The organism is Pareuzebyella sediminis (genome assembly GCF_008367235.1).
In the GTDB taxonomy this organism is placed as follows: Bacteria; Bacteroidota; Bacteroidia; order Flavobacteriales; family Flavobacteriaceae; genus Pareuzebyella; species Pareuzebyella sediminis.
In genome coordinates this window covers 1,115,448-1,136,950 of sequence record NZ_VTZS01000001.1, presented here as the reverse complement: position 1 = coordinate 1,136,950, position 21,503 = coordinate 1,115,448, and the positions used below count along the sequence as shown (strand labels likewise).

The following is a 21,503-nucleotide window of genomic DNA, read 5'->3' as shown; positions in this document are numbered from 1 at the left end:
TTTTCTTTTAAAATATGGCTTTAACAGGTTGATCGGGCTTCTTTGAGGGTGGTGAGAACTAGCACAAACCTCATGGGCTTTCGTGATTCATCTTTATACTATAGACAGAAAGAATTCGGGTAGGGGAGGTCTGTAACGATCTTACGAAGGCCAAGGTGACAAAGTGCCCAGTAAGCTGAATGAGTCCCCGAGGCCGATGAGGGTGTAATTTATTTTATCGACAAGCCCATCACGACTGGTAAAAAAAGCACCCGAAGCCCTAAAGTATTATGATTCGACAATCCGCATCAGCTTTCAAATTGGAATAGTTTATTTTTTTTCAGCGTTGACATAAAAGTTTCGGTCAACTTTGAAAGTCGACGCATCACCTTTTAGCTTTTTGGATTTTAATTGGGTAGTCGGGTGTAGCCATTTAGGCTTGTCATCGACCCATATTTTAAGTGGCATGGCAAACCCATCGACCACATTTTTATACCTAAAAGTGACGGAATTTTTGTTTATCTCATATTCAAATACAGGTATGTCAGCGGTTCTCAGATATTGGTCGAAAAATTTGTTCAAATCTATTCCCGATTTCTTAGAAATATAATTTTCAATCTGTTCGGTAGATACCGTCTGATGGTAAAATTCACGGTTTAAACCCCTTAGGATCTGGCGCCATTTTTCATCGTCATCCACCAACTGTCGAATCGTGTGTAGCATATTCGAGCCTTTGTAGTACATGTCTTTTGAGCCTTGGGAGTTTACGTCGTAAGTTCCAATAATGGGTTTGTCGTTGGCTATATTGGCCCGAGTACCGATTACATAGTCTGCTGAGGCCTCCTTACCGTGATAGTAATCCAGAAAAAGATTTTCTGAGTAGGCCGTAAACCCTTCATGAATCCACATATCGGCAATATCCTTATACGTAATATTATTCGCAAACCATTCATGACCTGCTTCGTGGATAATGAGAAAATCGAACTTTAAACCCCATCCTGTTCCTGAAAGGTCTTTGCCCAAGTAGCCTTTTTTATATTGGTTTCCATAGGTCACCGAGCTCTGGTGCTCCATCCCCAAATAAGGCACTTCGACTAGTTTAAAGCTGTCCTCATAAAAAGGGTAGGGGCCGAACCAATATTCGAAGGCTTCCATCATCTTAGGGGCATCCTTAAAATGTTCCTTGGCCTTTTCCAAATTATCGCGAAGCACATAATAGTCCATATCCAATGTGCCTTTTTCCCCTTCGTATTTTTCCCCAAAATGGACGTAGTCACCTATGTTTACGTTTACACCGTAATTATTAATGGGGTTGGAGACAAACCAATGGTAGGTGTTCGTATCAGAATCTACCTTGCGTAATCTACCATTAGATACATCCATTAAACCTTTAGGAGCTTTAACGCTAATGAGCATGCTGTCGACCTCGTCGTACATATGATCTTTATTCGGCCACCATATACTTGCGCCCAAGCCTTGGCATGAAGTGGCCACGAAGGGGTTGCCATTATCATCTTGCGCCCAAGAGAAGCCACCGTCCCAAGGTGCCCTTACCGCCACGTGCGGATGACCTGAATAATGAACGACAATCTCATTAAAATCACCTTTTATTTGTTCTTTTTTCAGTTGAACAAAATGGGCATTACCTTTATGCTCGACTTTTAATTCCTTACCGTCTTGGGTCACTTTGTCAATGGTTAGAGGAGGTTGTAGGTCGACCTGTAGTACCTTTCTACTATCCAAAACCTTATAGCGTATGGTGTTGCTTCCTGTGATATACTTCTTTTCAGCGTCAACGGCAATGTCCAAATGATAATAGTTCAGGTCCCACCATTCACGTTCTGGAGTAATACTACCCCTTAGGGTATCCTGCGTTGTAAATTGTTGAGAAGAGGCTGTAATCGATACGGCCATAACCGCAATCGAAAGGAAGTATTTGATCTTCATAATTTTAAAACAATTGGAAATTGAACTTTGATTTTTTTAATGGGTCGTTAGATACAAGTATGTGGAAATTCTATTTTATAATGCCTGTTGGAAATACAACGGGACTTTCAAATCCGTTTGGGCCCACAGCCGCCACCCCAAAGAAAAAATTATCAATAACTACGCCATCTAAGGTATATTCATTTAAATCGCCGACATAACGACTCTGGTCCCATGTAGGCGATGTTGTATCTCTCCAGTATATTTTATAACCTTTGGCACCTTCGACTTTTTGCCATTCAAATTTGGCCGAAGGGGCGACAATACCCCCTATTTTTACTTGCCTCGGTGCGGGTGGAGCCCACGCCAAGGAAGCCAAATTTATGGCATTGACGGCTGTCAATTTTTTTGCGTAGTCAAAGTCGACATGCTCGAGTTTATCCCCGTATTCAATTCCATCTTCAAGCCTAATATCTTGATGCTGTTGGGTGTAGTTCTCATGGGCTTCCATGATCCGTATCCCGGCAAACCCGGCATCATTGAAGGGCCGATGATGGCCTCCCCGTCCAAATCGGTCAAGGCGGTAAATAAGCATAGGGTTCATTTCGGGCATGTACGTTTTTGTGGTGCGGTGCACGTATCTTGCCAGTTGCCTTGAAATACCATCGACTTCACCTCCGTAAAACCGCCTCGATCTTCGTTGGCTTTCCGTTTCCATAGGGGGCACTGGTTCGGAGAAAATCCTGAAATCGGTGTTACTGATTATGCCGTCGACGCCCTGAATATTGCCAATCATATCGTTATTTAAAATTCCTATGATTTCCCAACCTTTCTCCTTTGCATGCGCAGCTAGGCCTTTTCCACCGAAGAGCCCCTGTTCTTCACCGGAAAGCCCGGTAAATATTATACTGCTCTCAAAGTCGTATTTCGAAAGAACACGTGCAGCTTCCAAAGTTCCCGCCATGCCACTCGCATTGTCGTTTGCCCCTGGAGACTCAGAGTGATAGTTGTTCGCATCGCTCACCCTAGAATCGATATCGCCGCTCATAATGATATACCGATTGGGATATTTCGTTCCCCTTTTAATCGCTAACACATTGATAATCCACACGTCCCTGATAATTCTATCGTTCTCCCCTTTTTTTACCCAATTTTTTTGATAGGAGACTTCGAGACATCCACCACAGTTCCCGGATATTTTTTCGAACTCTTTCTTGATCCATCTTCGAGCGGCCCCGATACCCCTATTTTGGGACAAGGTATCGCTTAAGGTGTGACGCGTGCCAAAATTAACCAAGCGTGTAACATCCTTTTTTATTCTATCGGCCGAAGTTTCTTGTATAATTTCATAGAGTCGTTGATCGGTTTGACCGAATACCGAGGTTACTTGCGATACGAAAAACAAAAAAAACAAGAACTTTCCCATTTGGCTTCGTTTACGATTTTTAACTCAATGAAAGAGATTTTATATCCTTCTCTACGGAATTCATTGGTATGACTTATTTTAGAAAGGTCACCTTGGCTATTTTTCCGTTTTCAACCTCGTAAATGGCCACCGCTACAAGGGTGTTTCCATTCGCTGTTACGATTTCTTTGTCTATTACCTTATTCCCAACAACAATACGGTTTTTGATATGGCAATTTAGGTCGGGTGTATTGGCGAAAAAATCCATATAATGCTCTCGCATCTTTTCCTTTCCGGTATATTTCAAATTACCCGGAAAATCAAAAACCTGCACATCTGTAGCATAGGTATTTAAAAAAGCCTCTATATCTCGGTCGTTATAGGCGTCAACTTGATTTTGAACTATCGCAGCTGGAGTCTCCTCTACAACCAAAGAAAGATATTTGCCATTTGGACTCACATCGATTCTACTTATTTTGTTAATACCCTTTTTCTGCAAACGGAGAAAACGATCCCAATCTTTATTTTTGTTCGGATGTATTTGCATCAGCACTTTATTGTCTGCGGCTATGATGGTTTCTTTATCGATCCAGCACATATCGTCCACATTCTTAAACATCACGGCAATATCACTAATTTTACCTGTTTTTGGATTTAGCGATTTTATTTCCCAAGGATCACTTTCCTTACTGATAAAACTGATTAAATCAGAATCTGGGATTCTATGTAATGAACGTCCGACATTTTGAAAGACCGTTTCATTGCTACCATCATCGATATGGGAAACCACTAAATTCAAATGGTCGTCGGATGTTACTGAAGAAACCACAGTATTATTATCATACCAAACGTGATACGCTACTTTCAACCCTTCGAGAATTTGAACGTAGTTTCCGTTCCATACGGAGTACTCATAGAGCCGTTGTAGCCCTGTAGTATCCAATCGAATGGCTGAAACCGCATTCTTACCGGGAATCTTTAATGGGGAATATTCACTGCCCTGTTCGGTATTTGAAATCCAGGTAGTCTTTCCACTTTGAATATCGTATTTGGCGATATCGGTCTGACCATTTCTTGTGGAGGAAAACAATATTGTCTTCTCATCATAAAAAGAAGGTTGATTGTCATACCCTTCATTATTCGATATATTCCTTGGGTTGACAATTTCGGTTTTGCCATCTACCGTTTTGATATCCAATAGATATACTTCGGTATTGGTCTGCGCGAATGTGAGCCCATAGAGACTCAGTGTAATGATACATAGTAGTTTTGTCATTCCGGTCGGTTTTTCACTAAAGATTTCAATATACAAAACGTCCCAATAACGCCCTTACATTTTTAATACTGTCTACATAATATTTTGCTTGCGTCTTTTGTCGGCCTACTTTGACAGTTATGGCCGTTTCGGGTAATTCTTGAAACATGAATTCATCGGTCCAATCATCGCCGATGGCGAATACGAATTCATAATCGTCTTGGGCAAAAATACGCATGGCTGCCCGCCCTTTGTTGACATTACTACTCTTAATTTCCATCACCTTATTGCCGTTCAGAACACTTAAGTCATCGGTGCCGATCAAACTTGTAAGTACGGTGTTTAGTTCATTGGCGCGTTTCTGACCAAAATCAGGGTCGGTATTTCTATAGTGCCAAGCCAAAGAATAATTCTTCTCTTCTATAAAGCTACCTGGAGTACGATCTACGAAAGATTCTAGTACGGGTTGTATTTTTTCCATCCAATCTTTCTTCACATTTTCTAACATGCGGAACTCTTCACCGCCCTCGGAAATCCATACGCCGTGTTCCACGATCATATTGTATTTTTTAGGCATGAACCATTTACTGAAAGTTTCTTTGTCACGACCACTTATTAAATACATATCGGTATGCTCTTGCGCATCAATCCGATCTAAAAGCTCGTACAGTTCATCATCGGGACTAGCCTTTTGTGGGTCTTTATGAAAGCCCGCCAGTGTACCGTCGTAATCAATGAACAATAACCGCTTTTTAGATGTTTTGTAATCAGCTATAATGAGGTTCATTAAATCGACCGATAGACGTCTAGACACATAAGAAAAATCTTTTTCTTTTTGACTTAATAGCGAGTTCATGAAGTCATTGGCCCATTTCTCTACATTGTAGCGTTCTAAGCGCTTTTGTAATAGCCTATTGCGCTGCTGTTGTTCTTCTTTTGGCATGGTAATGGCCTCTTTTAGTGCATCGGCTATCTGTTCGAAGTTATTGGGGTTGATTAGAAGGGCTTCATTCATCTCATTGGCCGAACCTGCCATTTCACTTAAGATCAACACCCCGGTCTTATCGGTTCGAGTGGCAATATATTCTTTGGCTACCAAATTCATACCATCACGAATTGGTGTTAGCCAAGCAATATCGCATGAGGTATACAAATCGATGAGGTTTTCAAATGGCATAGACCGATAGAAATACCAGATCGGTGTCCAACTGACGGTAGAAAATTCACCATTGATACGACCTACCAGCTCATCGATTTCCCTTTTGAGCAGCTGATATTGAGGCACATTCGATCTAGAAGGCACTGCCAATATGATAAGACGGACCTTTTCTTTATACCGAGGATATTTGTTCAAGAAATATTCGAAGGCATTTAGCCGTTTGGCAATACCCTTAGTGTAATCCAAGCGATCGATGGAAAGGAAAAATTTTGCTTCCGGGTCTGCATTTTTATGGTTGTTCAATCGTTGTAAAAGTTCTGATTGTTCTTTCGGATCGTGTTTTTCGCTTTCTTTGGCCGCCTCGCTAAATTTTTTGTAGTCGATGCCCATCGGAAAGGAGTCTACCTTTATCACTCGGTCATCAAGGTATATGTCGTTGAAACTGACCTCAAGGCCAAGAAGCCGTCTGACCGAACTTAAGAAGTGCCTTTCGTAGTCATAGGTATGAAAACCTATTAAATCGGAGCCCAAAAGTCCCTTCAAGATTTCTTCCCTCCAGGGTAAAGTTCTGAATATCTCAAAAGAAGGAAATGGAATGTGTAAAAAGAAGCCGATGGAAATATCTGGTTTTTTTTCACGTACCATTTGAGGCACTAACATCAATTGATAATCGTGCACCCAAATTGTATCGTCATCATCGGCGGCCTCAAGAATAGCATCGGCGAATTTCTGGTTCACCTTTTTGTAAATGTTCCAGCTGTCGAGTTCAAACTCGGAATACTCCATGAAATAATGAAATAGCGGCCAAATGGTTCTGTTACTGAATCCATAATAAAAACCATCTACTTCGTCGGCCGTAAGATTTACTTTTGAAGAACCGTGATCCGCGAGTGCTTCATTGATTTTTGGTCCTAATTCTTCAGGAATATCTTCATCGGTCAATCCGCTCCAACCAATCCACAGACTATCACCTCCGGAGTGCACCGATTTCATACCTGTTGCCAACCCTCCAACACTGGGTATGGCCGTGATTTCACCATTGCTGATTTGTAATTGAACAGGTAGTCTATTTGAGATTATGATAGTTTTGCCCATAATTTGAGGTTTTTGCTTTGATTTGAACATTATTTCTCTAAATTTCGGGAAAAAGAAGGGCAATAGCAATTGAAATGTCCCATTGAATCAACAAATATATTGAATGGATAACTTAGATTACGGAATTATCGGCAACTGTAGAAGTGCTGCACTCATATCAAAAACTGGAAGTATCGACTGGTGCTGCCTTCCAGAATTCGATTCTTCCTCTGTTTTTGCAAAGCTCTTGGATGAAGAGATCGGAGGTAGTTTTGAAATACTGGTCGATGAAAGCTATACCATTACACAGCGTTATAAAAAGCAAACGGCAGTACTCATTACCAAGTTTGTCGATGGGGATGATATTTTTGAAGTTCGCGACTTTATGCCCAGGTATCACAATGCCGATGGCACTTATCATTCTCCTCCGGAAATTGTTCGATATATTCGTCATATATCGGGCAAACCAAAATTCAGGGTGAAATATGAACCTAAGCTTGAATATGCACTTGGAGAGACAAAAACTTATGTCAAGCACAATTTCATCGCGAGTCTTACCCATGCAGAGAAGTTCGATACCGTTTTTTTATATACTTCTTTTAACAAAAACGCAATAGTAGAAGGCCGAGAAATAGAGGTGAGAAAAGACGGCTATTTTTTACTTGGTTATAATGAAAAGATTCTTTTGCCTAATACTAAAAAAATGTACCTCGACCTTGAGCGTACCAAGGTTTATTGGCTGAATTGGAGCAACGACACGCCAAATTATAAGAAATACAATGCCGAGATAAGCCGTAGCGCTATCACCTTAAAATTGTTGAGCTATGATAAGTCGGGTGCTATTCTGGCGGCCCCGACCACTTCATTACCCGAAACTATAGGAGAAGTCCGAAATTGGGACTATCGCTTTTGTTGGATTCGGGATGCCTCGATGGTAGTAAAGGTAATTTCCGAATTAGGTCATAAAAATGTTGCGAGGCGTTATTTGCGGTTTATCATTGATCTTATACCCGATAAAGATGAAAAGCTTCAGATTATGTACGGCATCAACAAAGAAAAGAAGCTTACCGAAGAGACCCTTGACCATTTGAGCGGTTATAAAGGCTCGAAACCAGTGCGAATTGGCAATGCGGCATACGCGCAGCGGCAGAATGATATTTATGGCATCTTGATGGACGTAATTTATACACAGCTTATCAAGTTCAGCAACGATGTGGAAAACGGAGAGGAATTGTGGAGCATCACCAAAGGTATCGTATGGATCGTTTCGAAACACTGGCGGGAGGCAGATAAGGGTATTTGGGAATTCCGTACGGAAGATCGACATTTTACATTTTCGAAAGTATTATGCTGGGTGGCCATAGATCGAGCCATTAAAATCGCCCGGATTTTTAAAAAATCCCGTAAAATCGAAAAATGGACTGCCCTCGAGCAGGAAATCAAAAAAGATATTCACGATAATGCATGGAATCCAGAGGTGAATGCCTTCGTTCAGTCTTACGGCTCAAAATATTTAGACGCTTCGGTCTTGCTGATGGAATCGTATGGATTTGTACATGCAAAAGACCCCAAGTTCGTAAATACCGTTAGGGCCATAGAGAAAGATTTGAACTATAATGGCTTGTTATATCGATACAAAAACGAAGATGATTTTGGTTTACCTTCGTCATCTTTTACGATATGTACCTTTTGGTTCATCAATAGTCTTTTCAGAATAGGCGAGGAGGAAAAGGCACTTAAACATTTTGACCAATTGTTGGGCTATAGCAATCATTTAGGACTTTTTAGCGAGGATATCGATTTTAAAAGTAAAAGACTTTTAGGCAATTTTCCCCAAGCTTACTCCCATTTGGCGCTCATAGAATGTGCCGTAAACTTCTCAAAGAAACATACGGAGGAGAAAATTCTAGAGTCCATGCGCGAGTAAAGACCTTTCGTGTTCCATATCTGATTCCAATTTGCCATAAGAATCCTCCAGAAAGGGGGCAGGAGGAGGTTCATTCAAACTTGCCTCATCTACAGCGACTAGAATTCCATAGATTGAAATAGTCGATTTAATGCGCTACCCCAAATAAAATAGGTGCATGCCTCCTTTAGTGCATGTCTAAATAATACCCGTCCTCTTTGGCCACTTTCTCTGCGATGGTATTGCGAAGGGTTACAATATTAGGATAATTGGTATATTTTGTAAAGCGCTTAAGCCCCATGAGCATCATTCGTTGTTCGTCACCTTCAGTAAATGAGATAATCGCTTCTTTTCCTTTTTGTATAATGGTTTCGGTAGCATTGTAGAGGTACAACCTTGACATTGCGATTTGAACGGCTTGTGCCTCCTCACCAAAACGTTTGGCGTTTTTTTCTGTTCTCAGCAATGTTGATTCTGCCATGTAGACTTCGATTAAAAGGTCTGCCGCCGCCAACATTAATTGTTGATGTTGCTCAAGGTCTGGACCATATTTTTGTACGGCTCGGCCTGCAATCATTAAAAAAACCTTTTTCAAGCGCGCGAGCAAGTCTTTTTCTTCGGCAAAAAGTTCGGAAAAATCCGGGGTATCAAAAGAGGGAATACCTAATAATTCTTCACCTACTGCTGTAGCGGGGCCTAGTAAATCAACATGGCCTTTCATTGCTTTCTTAATTAGCATTCCAACACACAACATGCGGTTGATTTCGTTGGTGCCCTCATAAATTCTAGCAATACGGGCATCACGCCAAGCCTTTTCCATAGGGGCATCGGCACTGAAACCCATCCCTCCAAATATCTGAATGCCTTCATCGGTTGTATGCTGTGCGTCTTCCGATACCGCAACTTTTAGTAGCGAACATTCAATGGCATATTCTTCTACCCCTTTCAGTTCTGCTTCTTGGTGGGTATTTCCTTTCGATTCCCTGATTGCTATGCGATCTTCTATATTTTTTGCCGCGCGATAGCTGGCCGATTCACCGGCGTAGGCATTCGTGGCCATATCCGCTATTTTAGCTTTTATGGCGCCAAATTCTATTATCGGTGTTTTGAATTGAACCCTTTCCTTGGCATATTTCACTGCCTCGGTGATGACCCTTCTTTGTGCCTCAAGACAGGCCGCAGCGAGCTTAATTCTGCCGATATTGAGCGCATTCATGGCAATTTTGAAGCCATTACCACGTTCGGAAAGCATATTCTCTACAGGAACTTTCGTGTTGTTAAAGAAAACTTGGCGGGTTGAAGAAGAATGTATACCGAGTTTTTTTTCTTCAGGATTCATCGATATACCATTTTCCGGGTCGTTCTCCACAATGAAGCCTGTAATATATTTGTCATCTTCTATGCGGGCAAAAACAATAAAAAGATTACAGAAGCCTGCATTGGAAATCCACATTTTCTGCCCACTGATACTATAGTATTTCCCGTCTTCCGAAAGTACCGCTTTCGTCTTGCCCGAATTGGCGTCAGATCCGGCACCGGGCTCAGTAAGACAATAGGCCCCAAACCATTCCCCCGTAGCTAATTTGGGCACATATTTTTGTTTTTGTTCTTCTGTTCCATATAAGGTAATGGGCATGGTGCCAATTCCGGTGTGGGCGCCAAAGGCAGTACTGAACGAACCTGTGGCCCCGGATATATAATCGCATACTAACATAGTAGACACAAAGCCCATTCCCATACCCCCATAAGCTTCTGGCACGGCAATGCTGAGAAGGCCTAGCTCACCTGCTTTTTTCATGCATTCCTCGGTGTAGGCGTAGTCTTTTTTCTCAAATCGCTCCCAATGTGCCCATAGTTCCCTATCGACGAACTCTTTGGTGCTTTCGCGCATCATTCTTTGCTCCTCGTTCAAATCTTCAAGAGTGAACACGTCTTCGCATCGTGTTTCCTTTACCAAAAATTGGCCTCCTCTCAAAATATCCTCAGTGGTTGTTTCTGTACTCATACTCTAGTTAATTTAAGAACTCATAAATTCCAGCAGCTCCCTGGCCCGTGCCTACACACATGGTCACCAGACCGTAAGATCCCTGCATATTTCTTTTACGCATCTCGTCGAACAACTGTACGGACAGTTTAGCTCCGGTACAGCCCAATGGATGTCCCAGGGCGATGGCACCACCGTTTACATTGACTATGTCTTTGTTCAAATTCAACTTGCGAATAACTGCGATTGATTGGGAAGCGAACGCTTCGTTCAATTCTATTAATTCAATGTCTTCGAGTTTAAGTCCTGCCAGCTTCAATGCTTTGGGTACCGCAGCGACCGGACCGATACCCATGATACGGGGAGGTACACCCGCCGCGGCATAGTTGACCAATCGCGCGATCGGCTCAAGGTTCAGTTCTTTCACCATATCTTCGCTCATAACCATAACAAAAGCGGCCCCATCGCTCATTTGGGAGGAGTTTCCGGCCGTTACGCTTCCATTTGCGGCAAATACGGGTCGTAATTTGCCCAATACCTCCAGAGATGTATCGGCCCTCGGGCCTTCATCCTTGGTCACCGTATAGTTTTTAATGGCCTTTTTACCCTGACTATCAATATAGGTCTGTTCGATTTCAATCGGAACTATCTGATCTTGAAAACGATCTTCGGCTTGGGCCTTTAAGGCCTTCTGATGTGATTCGAAAGCGAATTTATCTTGATCTTCACGGGAAACATTAAATTCGTTGGCCACTGCTTCGGCTGTATTGCCCATACCCCAGTAGTAGTCTTCATGTCCTGATTTGGCCAAATCATAATTCAATTCGGTTTTATAACCTGTCATGGGAACTGCACTCATACTTTCCGCTCCGCCTGCAATGATACAGTCAGCCATTCCGGTCTGTATTTTTGCGGTAGCGATACCGATGGTCTCGATACCCGATGAACAGAATCGGTTGACCGTAACACCGGGAACATCCACAATGTCAAGACCCATTAGTGAAATCAAACGTGCCATGTTGAGCCCTTGGCTTCCTTCGGGCATCGCGTTTCCGACAATGACATCATCGATTCTTTTCTTATCCAATTGGGGCAGTTCCTTCATCATATATTGAATGGTCTCCGCAGCCAATTCATCGGTTCTTTTAAACCTAAAAACTCCTTTGGGTGCTTTACCTACCGCGGTTCGGTATCCTTTGACTATGTATGCTGTTTTCATATTCAGGCCCTAAGATTCCCTACAAAGTAAGGTTTCGTGCTCGGGGTATTTTTTAAGGTTATATAATATTTTAGCAATGTATTTTTTTACTTCGATCCATCTCTCCACCGTATTAATCAAGGCACTGGTTCGGGATTTTTGAAACCTAGTTTCTGAGCGGTTTTCCAGTCTTTAGCATATGCTGAATGCGTTCTAAAGTTTTCCTTTCCGTACATAGCGACAAAAAGGCCTCCCTTTCCAAATCCAATAAGTATTGCTCATCGACCCTCGTGGGCTCGGATAAATCGCCTCCTGCCATTACATAGGCCAATTTGTTCGCTATTTTTTTGTCATGCTCACTAATGTAGTGACTGGCCTCCATAGAATCTGTACCTACCAAGAACATACCGAGCGCCTGTTTTCCCAAAACCTTGATATCCTTCCGTTTTGGGGGTTGTGTGTATCCTGATTCCGCCATCAATTTTGCATAGGCCTTTGCGGTAGCAATTTGTCGGTCTTTATTGACAACCACAATATCCTTTCCATGTTGAAGAAGGCCTAAATCATAGGCCTCGTATGCCGAGGTAGAGACTTTGGCCATACCAATGGTCATGAAATAGTCCTGCAAAACATTCAGTTCCACGTCGTTCTTTTTGAAAGTGTCTTGGGCCCGTAAGGTCATTTCTTTCGAACCCCCGCCTCCAGGGATGACTCCTACACCAAACTCAACGAGACCGATATAGGTTTCGGCTGCCGAGACCACTTTATCCGCGTGAAGGGATAGTTCACAACCACCCCCCAAAGTCATTCCATGTGGAGCCGAAACGGTTGGAATGGCCGAATAGCGCATGCGCATCATAGTATCTTGAAACATCTTAACGGCCGTGTTCAATTCGTCGTATTCTTGCTCGACAGCCATCATGAATATCATGGAAATATTGGCGCCTACCGAAAAATTGGCCGCTTGATTACCAACGACCAGGCCCTGAAAATCTTTCTCGGCCAAATCGATAGCTTTGTTTAAGCCTGCCAATACATCGCCACCGATGGTATTCATTTTAGATTGAAATTCTACATTTAGAATGCCATCGCCCAAATCTTCGACCACCACACCGCTATTTTTAAATACCTCGTTCGACTTGCGGATGTTATCCAAAATGATAAACGCATCTTGTCCCGGTACTTTTTGCATCGACTTTTTGGAAATATCATAGAAATAGGTATTTCCATTTTCTACGGAGTAAAATGATTGATTACCAGAGGCTTTCATCTCTTCGACCCATGCAGCAACTTCCTGACCTTCGGCTTTGATGAACTCCAAACCTCTTTCGAGTCCTATGGCATCCCAAATCTGAAAGGGGCCATGTTGCCAACCGAAGCCAGCTTTCATGGCATCATCGATTTTATAGAGGTCGTCGGTAATTTCAGGGATACGATGCGATACATACGCAAAGAGTTGACCAAAGCTTTTTCTATAGAATTCACCAGCTTTGTCTTTACCATTGACCAAGACCGTAAAACGATCGATAACCTTGTCGATGGTCTTGGTCTGTTCCAAGGTTGAAAATTTGGCACTCTTCTTAGAACGATACTCCATAGTATCCAAATCCAAGGTCAAAATTTCCGTTTTCCCGTCCTTATCTTTTGTTTTTTTATAAAAACCTTGCCCCGTTTTACTACCCAACCATTTATTTTCTATCATCGTTTCGATGAAATCGGGTAATTTGAACAGTTCGTGCCTTTCGTCATCCGGACAGTTCTCGTATAATCCGTTTGCGACATGTACGAGGGTATCTAACCCTACCACGTCGACGGTTCTGAAGGTGGCCGACTTAGGCCTTCCTATCACTGGGCCTGTGAGCTTATCTACCTCTTCCACCGTCATGTTCAATTTCTTCACCATGTGAAAAAGACTCTGAATGCTGAAAATTCCGATTCGATTTCCGATAAAGGCCGGTGTATCTTTGGCTATCACAGATGTTTTGCCTAAGAACTTTTCACCATATATGTTCAGAAACTCTAACACCTCTGGAAGGGTCTTGGGCCCAGGGATAATCTCGAACAATTTTAGATAACGCGCAGGATTGAAAAAGTGCGTGCCGCAAAAATGTTTTTGAAAATCGTCGCTTCTGCCTTCTGACATGAACTTGATGGGAATACCTGAAGTATTCGATGTGATTAAGGTGCCAGGGGTCCTATGTTTTTCCAGATTCTCGAAAACCTGCTTTTTTATATCCAGACGTTCAACCACGACTTCAATGATCCAGTCAACTTCTGATATTTTAGAGATATCATCCTCCAGATTGCCAGTAGAAATACGCGATGCGAATTGTGGATGATATATAGGGGAGGGTTTCGATTTGAGTGCGGCTGCCAAAGAATCGTTTACCAATCTGTTTCGGACAACGGGGTCATTAAGAGTGAGCCCTTTTGCCTTCTCTTTTTCATTAAGTTCTCTAGGCACGATGTCAAGTAACAATACTTCAACACCAATATTGGCGAAATGACAGGCAATACCACTTCCCATGATTCCAGATCCGATTACGGCAACTTTCTTTATGTGTTTGTTCACTTTCTAGGTATTGAGTTTATATATGGGGGTCGAGGTCATTCTGACCCCTTAAATGTATCGTCGTTAAAAATATTCTTCCCTGAGATAAGCTCATTGATGGTGTCCATAACCTCGAAAAAGCTATCAAGTTTTTCTTGGGGAACATTGGCCTTAACTGCCTCGTTAAAAAGAAGCACTGCATTTTTGGAATCCGTCCTCTTTTGTAGTCCGTATTCTGTTAAATGAATCAGCACTCCGCGTCCATCCTTCGGATTAGGTCTTCGTTCTATAAAGCCTTGGTCTTGCATCCGTTTTAGTATTCGTGATAGACTTGTCGCTTCCATTCCCATTTTCGGGCCTAGTGCCGTAGATGGGGTACCTGTTTTAGGGTCGATACTTAGTAATGTAAAACCGACGGCCATCGTTGATCCAAATTTTTTAGCTTCTTCATTATACATCCGGGCCACGGCCTGCCAAGTGGCACGCAGCGCGTAGTCTATCGTAATTTCTTTCATTGGTCGGATTAGGTTCTCAAATATAGTAAAATATATTATGCATGCATAATATATTTAGGCAATTTTATCGTGCAATTGCGATCTTCAAAAGCTATGGTGATATCCCATTGATTTTTAGCGATTTGTAAATTAGGGATGGTATGCACTATGGGAGTTCAACTCAGAATTAGTCTTGACTTAACGACTAAGACCACAATTACGGACGATAGATATCGTTGTATAATTCAATATACTTTTCTTTGATAATCTTTCTACGCAATTTCATGGTAGGGGTCAAATGACCATCGGCTATCGTCCAAACATCAGGCGTAAGACGAAATTGCTTTACTTTTTCCCATTTAGCAAATTTTTCATTGGCCAGGTCGACTTCCTTCTGGTATTTTTCCAACACTTTCTCGTTTAACACAATATCCGAATTTTCCGGAATAACAATATTGTGTTTTTCTGCCCAGTCGTGAAGATATTGAAAGTCGGGCTGTATGATGGCAGCCGGCATTTTTTCTCCTTCACCGACCACCATAATCTGCTCTATAAATCGGGATTGTTTAAAACGATTTTCCAATAATTGCGGAGCCACATATTTGCCCCCTGAAGTTTTGAACATTTCTTTTTTCCGGTCGGTTATTTTTAGAAAGCCGTCGGAGTCTAACTCACCTATGTCGCCCGTATGAAAATATCCGTCCTTTAAGACTTCAGATGTCTTTTCGGGGTCTTTATAATAGCCCATCATCACTTGAGGCCCTTTGATGCAAATCTCTCCGTCATCTGCAATTTTTACTTCCGTTCGATCAAGAGGCTTTCCGACGGTACCAATACGAAAACCCCCATCGCGCATATCGTTGACCGATACTACCGGTGAAGTTTCGGTCAGTCCGTAGCCCTCCATCAAACCAAATTCGGCCGCATTAAAGATGCGAGCGAGACGTGGCTGTAAAGCAGCGCTCCCTGATGCAATGAGGCCAAGATTTCCACCAAGGCCTTCTTTCCATTTGCTAAAGATTAGTTTACGGGCTATAGAAAGCTTCTGCTCATACCACCAACCGTTTTTTCCGTAGGGCTCATAGTCAAGGCCAACTTCTACGGCCCAAAAAAATAATTTCCTTTTAATTCCTTTTAGTTCGGCACCCTTGGCCAATATTTTATCGTACACTTTCTCCAGCAAGCGGGGAACCGCCGTCATTACATAGGGGCTCGTTTCCTTCAGGTTTTCACTTATGGTCTCCAATGATTCGGCATAGTGAATGGAAACTCCACGAAATTGATAGAGATAAATAAGCATGCGCTCATACACATGGCAAAGTGGCAAAAAGCTCAAAGCGTTCGTCTTCCCGTCTTCAATGGGCAAGCGTTTGGAACTTTCCAAGGCATTGCTGACCAAGTTGTTATGTGATAGCATCACGCCTTTAGGTCTACCGGTGGTCCCCGAGGTATATATTAGGGTTGCCAGGTTCTCGGGCTTCACCGCTGCTTTCAACGTTTCGACTTCCTGTTGGTTGGATTCGTCCTTCCCTAAATCCAAAATTTTTGACCAATGTTCGCATTCCGAAAGCTTATCAAAAGAATAAATACCTTTAATAGACGGTACTTGGGCTTCGACGGATTTCACTTTTTCATATACTTCCTGACAAGAAACAAAACAATATTTAGCCTCCGAATGGTTTAGCACATAGGCATAATCATCTTCAGAAATCGTGGGATAAATAGGAACATTCTGCGCTCCGATCTGTAATATCCCGATATCCATAATATTCCATTCCGTGCGATTGCTCATAGAAATAATGGCAATTTTGTCATCGGGCTTAACACCTAGGCGCAGCAACGCCCTACTAACGGCATTGGCCTGATCTACATATTGCTTACTGGATGTCGCCACCCAATTGCCATTGTGTTTGGTGACCAATGATTTTTCAAGGTTGAATTTCTCTAACTGGTAGTATGGAAAGTCGAATAGTCGGGTAATATTATGCATAATATATCTGAATAGTACCTGCAAAATACTTAAAGTATATCGTATTATAAAACGATATTATTAAATTGAAGCTATAATTTTTGCAGAAATTTCAGAAAAAAGAAAATGGTGCTCAGCGTGCAACATCTAGCGGGTCAAAGGCAAATGTCAATCGTTGTCCAAATGTAATTTCATTCCTTCGTGGGTGGCTCTGAAACCCAATTTTTCATAAAAGCGTAAGGTATGCCCCCTTTTCTTATCGGTCGTCAATTGTACGAGGTGCGCACCTTTCTCCTTGGCCCGTGCAATGGCCCATTCTAAGACTTTTTGACCAATACCTTCATTTCTGCGGGTTTCGTGTACCCGTACTGCCTCGATCTGTGCACGAATGCCGCCACGATAGGTGAGATATTGGATGAACGAAAGTTGTAAGGTCGCGATGATTTCACCGGATTCACTTTCTCCTACAATAAGTTCTTGATTGGCGTCTTGTGTAATCTTCTCAAATGCGGTGTAGTAGGGCTCGGGCAAAATATCTTGAAATTTTTCGCGATTGCGCCCTAAGGGGTCGTTGGCCAACATGGCTACAATAGCAGGAATATCATCTCTAATCGCTAGCCTAATTCTCATGGGTTTTATTCATTGGTTTTACGATAGGTTCTTGAGAATGCTATGGTGTATTTAAGGTTTCAAGTTTCTCTCCGAATTCAGGAAAGATATGAAGTCGGTAGTTGTTGGGCTATCGACTTTTTTCAATCCATTTCCTTGCATTGACGAACGCCTCTAACCAAGGGGAGACTTCGTCATTTCGATTTTTAGGATAGTAGGCCCAGTTCCACGGAAAAATAGAACGCTCGATATGTGGCATGGACACCAAATGCCTGCCCGACTTGTCGCAGAGCATGGCTGTATGATAAGTACTACCATTGGGATTTGCGGGATAGTCTTCGTAGCCATATTTCGCAACTATATGATAATTTTTCTCATCGAGAGGTAAATTGAATTTACCCTCTCCATGGGAAATCCATACCCCTAAAGTTGCTCCCTCAAGGCTAGAAAGCATTACAGAATTATTTTTCTGTACCGTTACCGAGGTGAAATTGCTTTCGTGTTTTTCAGAATCGTTATAAGTAAGCTTACCATGGGTCTCATGTTCGGGGCTGATGAGTTCAAGTTCCATGAATAATTGGCAACCGTTACATATACCGACAGAGAGCGTATCAGGTCGGGCAAAGAAATCATTGATGACCTTGTTGGCCCTTTCGTTGTATTTTATGGCCCCGGCCCACCCTTTGGCACTTCCAAGTACATCTGAATTGGAGAAGCCGCCGACCGCACCCAAAAACTGAATTTCTTCCAAAGTCTCACGACCGGTAATCAAATCGGTCATATGAACGTCTTTCACGTCAAAACCGGCCAGATACATGGCATTGGCCATTTCACGTTCGGAATTACTTCCCTTTTCCCTGAGAATTGCGGCTTTGGGCCTTTGCAAATTCGTTTGCGAAGAGCGTTCAGCTTGTTTAAGAGGCTCTGATGTAGGGAACACAAATTTTAAGGGCTGGTTTTTATAATTCTCAAATCGAGCTTTTGCCAAGCCATTGGCCGTTTGTTTATCATCCAACAAATAAGAAGTTTTAAACCAGATGTCACGTAAGGAGGTTACGTTAAGTCCGATTTCCACCCCGTTATTTTTTAGGCTCAGTTCTGGCTTTGAAACTACTTTTCCTATTTGCACAAAGTCGATGTCATTTTCGGAAAGAAATTTTTCTATTGTTGCATCCTTGGCCTGAAAAACGATTCCTGAATTTTCAGCGAACAATAATTTAATGGTATCCGATTCCCCTAATCCCGAAAGATCTATTGCGGCACCCAAATCGGTATCTGCAAAACACATTTCCAATAGCGTAGTTATCAGTCCACCCGAAGCTACATCGTGTCCTGCGACTATTCGACCATCACCGAGCAACGTTTGTACAGACTCGAAAACAGCTTTAAAATACGCATCATCTTGTATATTGGGAGCCTGACTTCCAATAGCGTTTCTTACTTGGGAGAAGGAGGAACCGCCTAATTTAAAAGTATCTTTTGAGAGGTTGATATAGTAAATCGCTCCCCCATCTTTTTGAAATACCGGTTCCACCACTTGGGAGATGTCGGGGCAATGTGCCGCAGCTGAAATGATTACGGTGCCTGGAGAAATAACGTCACCATCGGCATATTTTTGTTTCATTGAAAGCGAATCTTTTCCCGTCGGAACATTGATTCCCAAAGCAATGGCAAAATCGGAAACTGCCTGAACAGCTTCGTATAATCTGGCATCCTCTCCGCCATTTTTACAGGGCCACATCCAGTTTGCGGATAGCGAAACGGACTTCAATCCTTCTTGAAGCGGTGCCCAAATAATATTGGTCAACGCTTCTGCAATACTGTTCTTACTTCCCGCCTTTGGATCGATCAGTCCCGAAATAGGGGAGTGGCCGATACTTGTGGCTATTCCTTGGGTTCCTTTAAAATCAAGGGCCATTACGGCACAATTGTTTAAAGGTAGCTGTAGTGGGCCCGCACATTGCTGTTTGGCCACTCGTCCTCCCACACAACGGTCTACTTTATTGGTCAACCAATCTTTACAGGCTACAGCTTCGAGCTGTAATACCTGTTCAAGATAGTCTTGGAAAAATTCCAAGTCATATTCTGGATCTATGTAATCTCGCTGTATTTTCTTGTCGGTCATGATGGTTTTTGGAGAACTACCGAACATATCTTCCAAATTCATATCCATTGGCTTGGCGCCTGTGTTCTGTGATTCAAAAGTAAACCGTTGGTCACCGGTCACCTTTCCGACCTGGTACATCGGCGAGCGCTCACGTTGCGACACACGACGTAAAAAGTCAATATTTTTTTCACCGATGACGAGTCCCATACGTTCCTGCGATTCGTTTCCAATGATTTCTTTCGATGATAGGGTTGGATCGCCGATCGGTAGCTTGTCCAAATCAATACTACCCCCGGTTTCTTCAACGAGTTCGGATAGGCAGTTGAGATGCCCGCCCGCCCCATGGTCATGAATGGAAACGATAGGGTTTTGGTCACTTTCGACCAGTGCACGTATGGCATTCGAGGCTCTTTTTTGCATTTCCGGGTTTGAACGCTGCACGGCATTGAGTTCAATGGATGAACTGAATTCACCGGTATCGGCACTGGAAACCGCCGCCCCTCCCATTCCTATACGGTAGTTGTCGCCTCCCAATATTACGATATCGTCCCCTTTTTCAGGGCGATCTTTTAATGCCTGATCCGCTTTACCGTACCCGATGCCCCCAGCTTGCATTATGACTTTGTCATAACCTAGTCTTCGTGTGTCGAGGTTCCAGTGCTTTTGGGCATTACTAAAATCCTGTGAATCGTCGGGGCTTTTGGAGATTTCAGTATTTAAATCGGATCTAGAAGAGACATTTACGTGTTCAAAGGTAAGTACCGACCCTGCAATTAAAGGTTGACCGAACTTATTTCCGAAATCGGAAGCCCCGTTTGAGGCTTTGATCAATATATCCATTGGAGTTTGGTATAGCCATTTTCTCTCTGGCATCCCTTGTTCCCAAGGACGGTCTTTTTCGAGTCGGGAATAGGCGGTCATATATACCGCTGTTCCGGCCAAGGGTAGCGAACCTTTTCCGCCGGCCAATCGATCGCGTATTTCCCCGCCTGATCCGGTTGCAGCCCCATTAAAAGGTTCTACGGTTGTCGGAAAATTATGGGTCTCGGCTTTCAGTGAAATAACCGATTCAAATTCCTTTTCCTCATAAAAATCGGGCTCATCGGATCGTCTAGGTGCAAACTGAACTACCTTTGGCCCTTTTAGAAAGGCCACATTATCTTTATAAGCCGAAACTATACCGTTCGGATTTTCTTGCGAAGTTTTTTTAATGAGTTTGAAAAGGGAACTGGGTTTCTCCTCCCCGTCGATGATAAAAGTACCATTGAAAATTTTATGGCGGCAATGCTCTGAATTGACCTGGCTGAATCCGAAGACTTCCGAATCGGTCAAAGGGCGTCCCATTTTTTCGGAAAGGGCCTCAAGATAACTGATTTCTTCGGCACTTAATGACAGTCCTTCTTTCTCGTTATAGGCAGCGATGTCCAAGATATCCAATATCGATTCAGGAACCACACTGATGTCAAAAAGATGTTGATCCAATCCCTCGAACTTCTGTGAGAGCATCGGGTCGAAATCAGTAAAATCAGGTGCGATCGCCTGAAATTCCTCGATGCGCAGAATTCCCTGAATACCCATGTTTTGGGTTATTTCGGTGGCATTGGTGCTCCAAGGGGTTATCATCGCGGCACGAGGGCCAACAAAAAAGGCGTCAAGAGACGCCGCGTTTATCATGGGTTGGTTGCCGAACAGCCATATGAGTTTGTCCGTATCTTCCTGCACAAGTTCGCCGGCGGTTTGTACTGCAAAAACCTTTATACTGGCATCCCCGAAAAAGTAAATCATCTAATGCTTGAATTGAAGGGTTTGAGAAAGTGCAAATTTACGTCTTTTTGCGCAATGATTTTCAAGGAATAGTTAACAGTATCCAATATCATTGTTGATTTC

Annotated in this window: 12 protein-coding genes; 1 reads left to right on the top strand and 11 read right to left on the bottom strand. The window is 42.7% G+C overall.

The genetic code is table 11. The features are described from left to right. Positions 1 to 309: 309 nt before the first annotated feature. The 4 genes from F2B13_RS04790 to F2B13_RS04775 form a co-directional block, all read right to left on the bottom strand. On the bottom strand, positions 310 to 1,926 hold the full coding sequence (locus F2B13_RS04790) for a M1 family metallopeptidase (protein WP_149276138.1): 1,617 nt from the start codon (positions 1,924 to 1,926) through the stop codon (positions 310 to 312). A 70-nt stretch (positions 1,927 to 1,996) separates the two neighbouring features. Next, positions 1,997 to 3,331 (bottom strand): M28 family peptidase, encoded by a 1,335-nt coding sequence (locus F2B13_RS04785; protein ID WP_149276137.1) that lies wholly within the window; start codon positions 3,329 to 3,331, stop codon positions 1,997 to 1,999. Between the two features lie 73 nt (positions 3,332 to 3,404). Then, positions 3,405 to 4,586 (bottom strand): nuclear transport factor 2 family protein, encoded by a 1,182-nt coding sequence (locus F2B13_RS04780; protein WP_149276136.1) that lies wholly within the window; start codon positions 4,584 to 4,586, stop codon positions 3,405 to 3,407. Between the two features lie 25 nt (positions 4,587 to 4,611). Next, on the bottom strand, positions 4,612 to 6,819 hold the full coding sequence (locus tag F2B13_RS04775; protein WP_149276135.1) for a bifunctional alpha,alpha-trehalose-phosphate synthase (UDP-forming)/trehalose-phosphatase: 2,208 nt from the start codon (positions 6,817 to 6,819) through the stop codon (positions 4,612 to 4,614). Positions 6,820 to 6,922: 103 nt separating this feature from the next. Here F2B13_RS04775 and F2B13_RS04770 point away from each other — a divergent pair, with 103 nt between their 5' ends. Continuing rightward, positions 6,923 to 8,725, top strand: a complete 1,803-nt coding sequence (locus F2B13_RS04770) for a glycoside hydrolase family 15 protein (RefSeq protein WP_149276134.1) — start codon at positions 6,923 to 6,925, stop codon at positions 8,723 to 8,725. Between the two features lie 166 nt (positions 8,726 to 8,891). Here the strand turns inward: F2B13_RS04770 and F2B13_RS04765 are convergent, their stop codons facing one another. The 7 genes from F2B13_RS04765 to purL all read right to left on the bottom strand — a co-directional run bounded on the left by F2B13_RS04765 (position 8,892) and on the right by purL (position 21,401). Further along, positions 8,892 to 10,709 carry an acyl-CoA dehydrogenase family protein gene (locus F2B13_RS04765; protein ID WP_149276133.1) on the bottom strand — a complete coding sequence of 606 codons (1,818 nt, stop codon included), beginning with the start codon at positions 10,707 to 10,709 and terminating at the stop codon, positions 8,892 to 8,894. Between the two features lie 7 nt (positions 10,710 to 10,716). Continuing rightward, the gene (locus F2B13_RS04760; protein WP_149276132.1) at positions 10,717 to 11,907 is read right to left on the bottom strand and encodes an acetyl-CoA C-acyltransferase; all 1,191 of its coding nucleotides are present in this window, start codon (positions 11,905 to 11,907) and stop codon (positions 10,717 to 10,719) included. Positions 11,908 to 12,052: 145 nt separating this feature from the next. Continuing rightward, entirely contained in the window at positions 12,053 to 14,458 is a 2,406-nt protein-coding gene (locus tag F2B13_RS04755) for a 3-hydroxyacyl-CoA dehydrogenase/enoyl-CoA hydratase family protein (RefSeq protein WP_149303408.1), read from the bottom strand. Between the two features lie 35 nt (positions 14,459 to 14,493). Then, positions 14,494 to 14,952, bottom strand: coding sequence for a MarR family winged helix-turn-helix transcriptional regulator (locus F2B13_RS04750; RefSeq protein ID WP_149276130.1), 459 nt, complete (start codon positions 14,950 to 14,952; stop codon positions 14,494 to 14,496). Between the two features lie 196 nt (positions 14,953 to 15,148). Beyond that, positions 15,149 to 16,921, bottom strand: coding sequence for an AMP-dependent synthetase/ligase (locus F2B13_RS04745; RefSeq protein WP_149303406.1), 1,773 nt, complete (start codon positions 16,919 to 16,921; stop codon positions 15,149 to 15,151). Positions 16,922 to 17,068: 147 nt separating this feature from the next. Continuing rightward, positions 17,069 to 17,530 (bottom strand): GNAT family N-acetyltransferase, encoded by a 462-nt coding sequence (locus tag F2B13_RS04740; RefSeq protein ID WP_149303404.1) that lies wholly within the window; start codon positions 17,528 to 17,530, stop codon positions 17,069 to 17,071. A 109-nt stretch (positions 17,531 to 17,639) separates the two neighbouring features. Continuing rightward, positions 17,640 to 21,401 (bottom strand): phosphoribosylformylglycinamidine synthase, encoded by a 3,762-nt coding sequence (purL, locus tag F2B13_RS04735; protein ID WP_149303402.1) that lies wholly within the window; start codon positions 21,399 to 21,401, stop codon positions 17,640 to 17,642. Between the last annotated feature and the right edge of the window lie 102 nt (positions 21,402 to 21,503).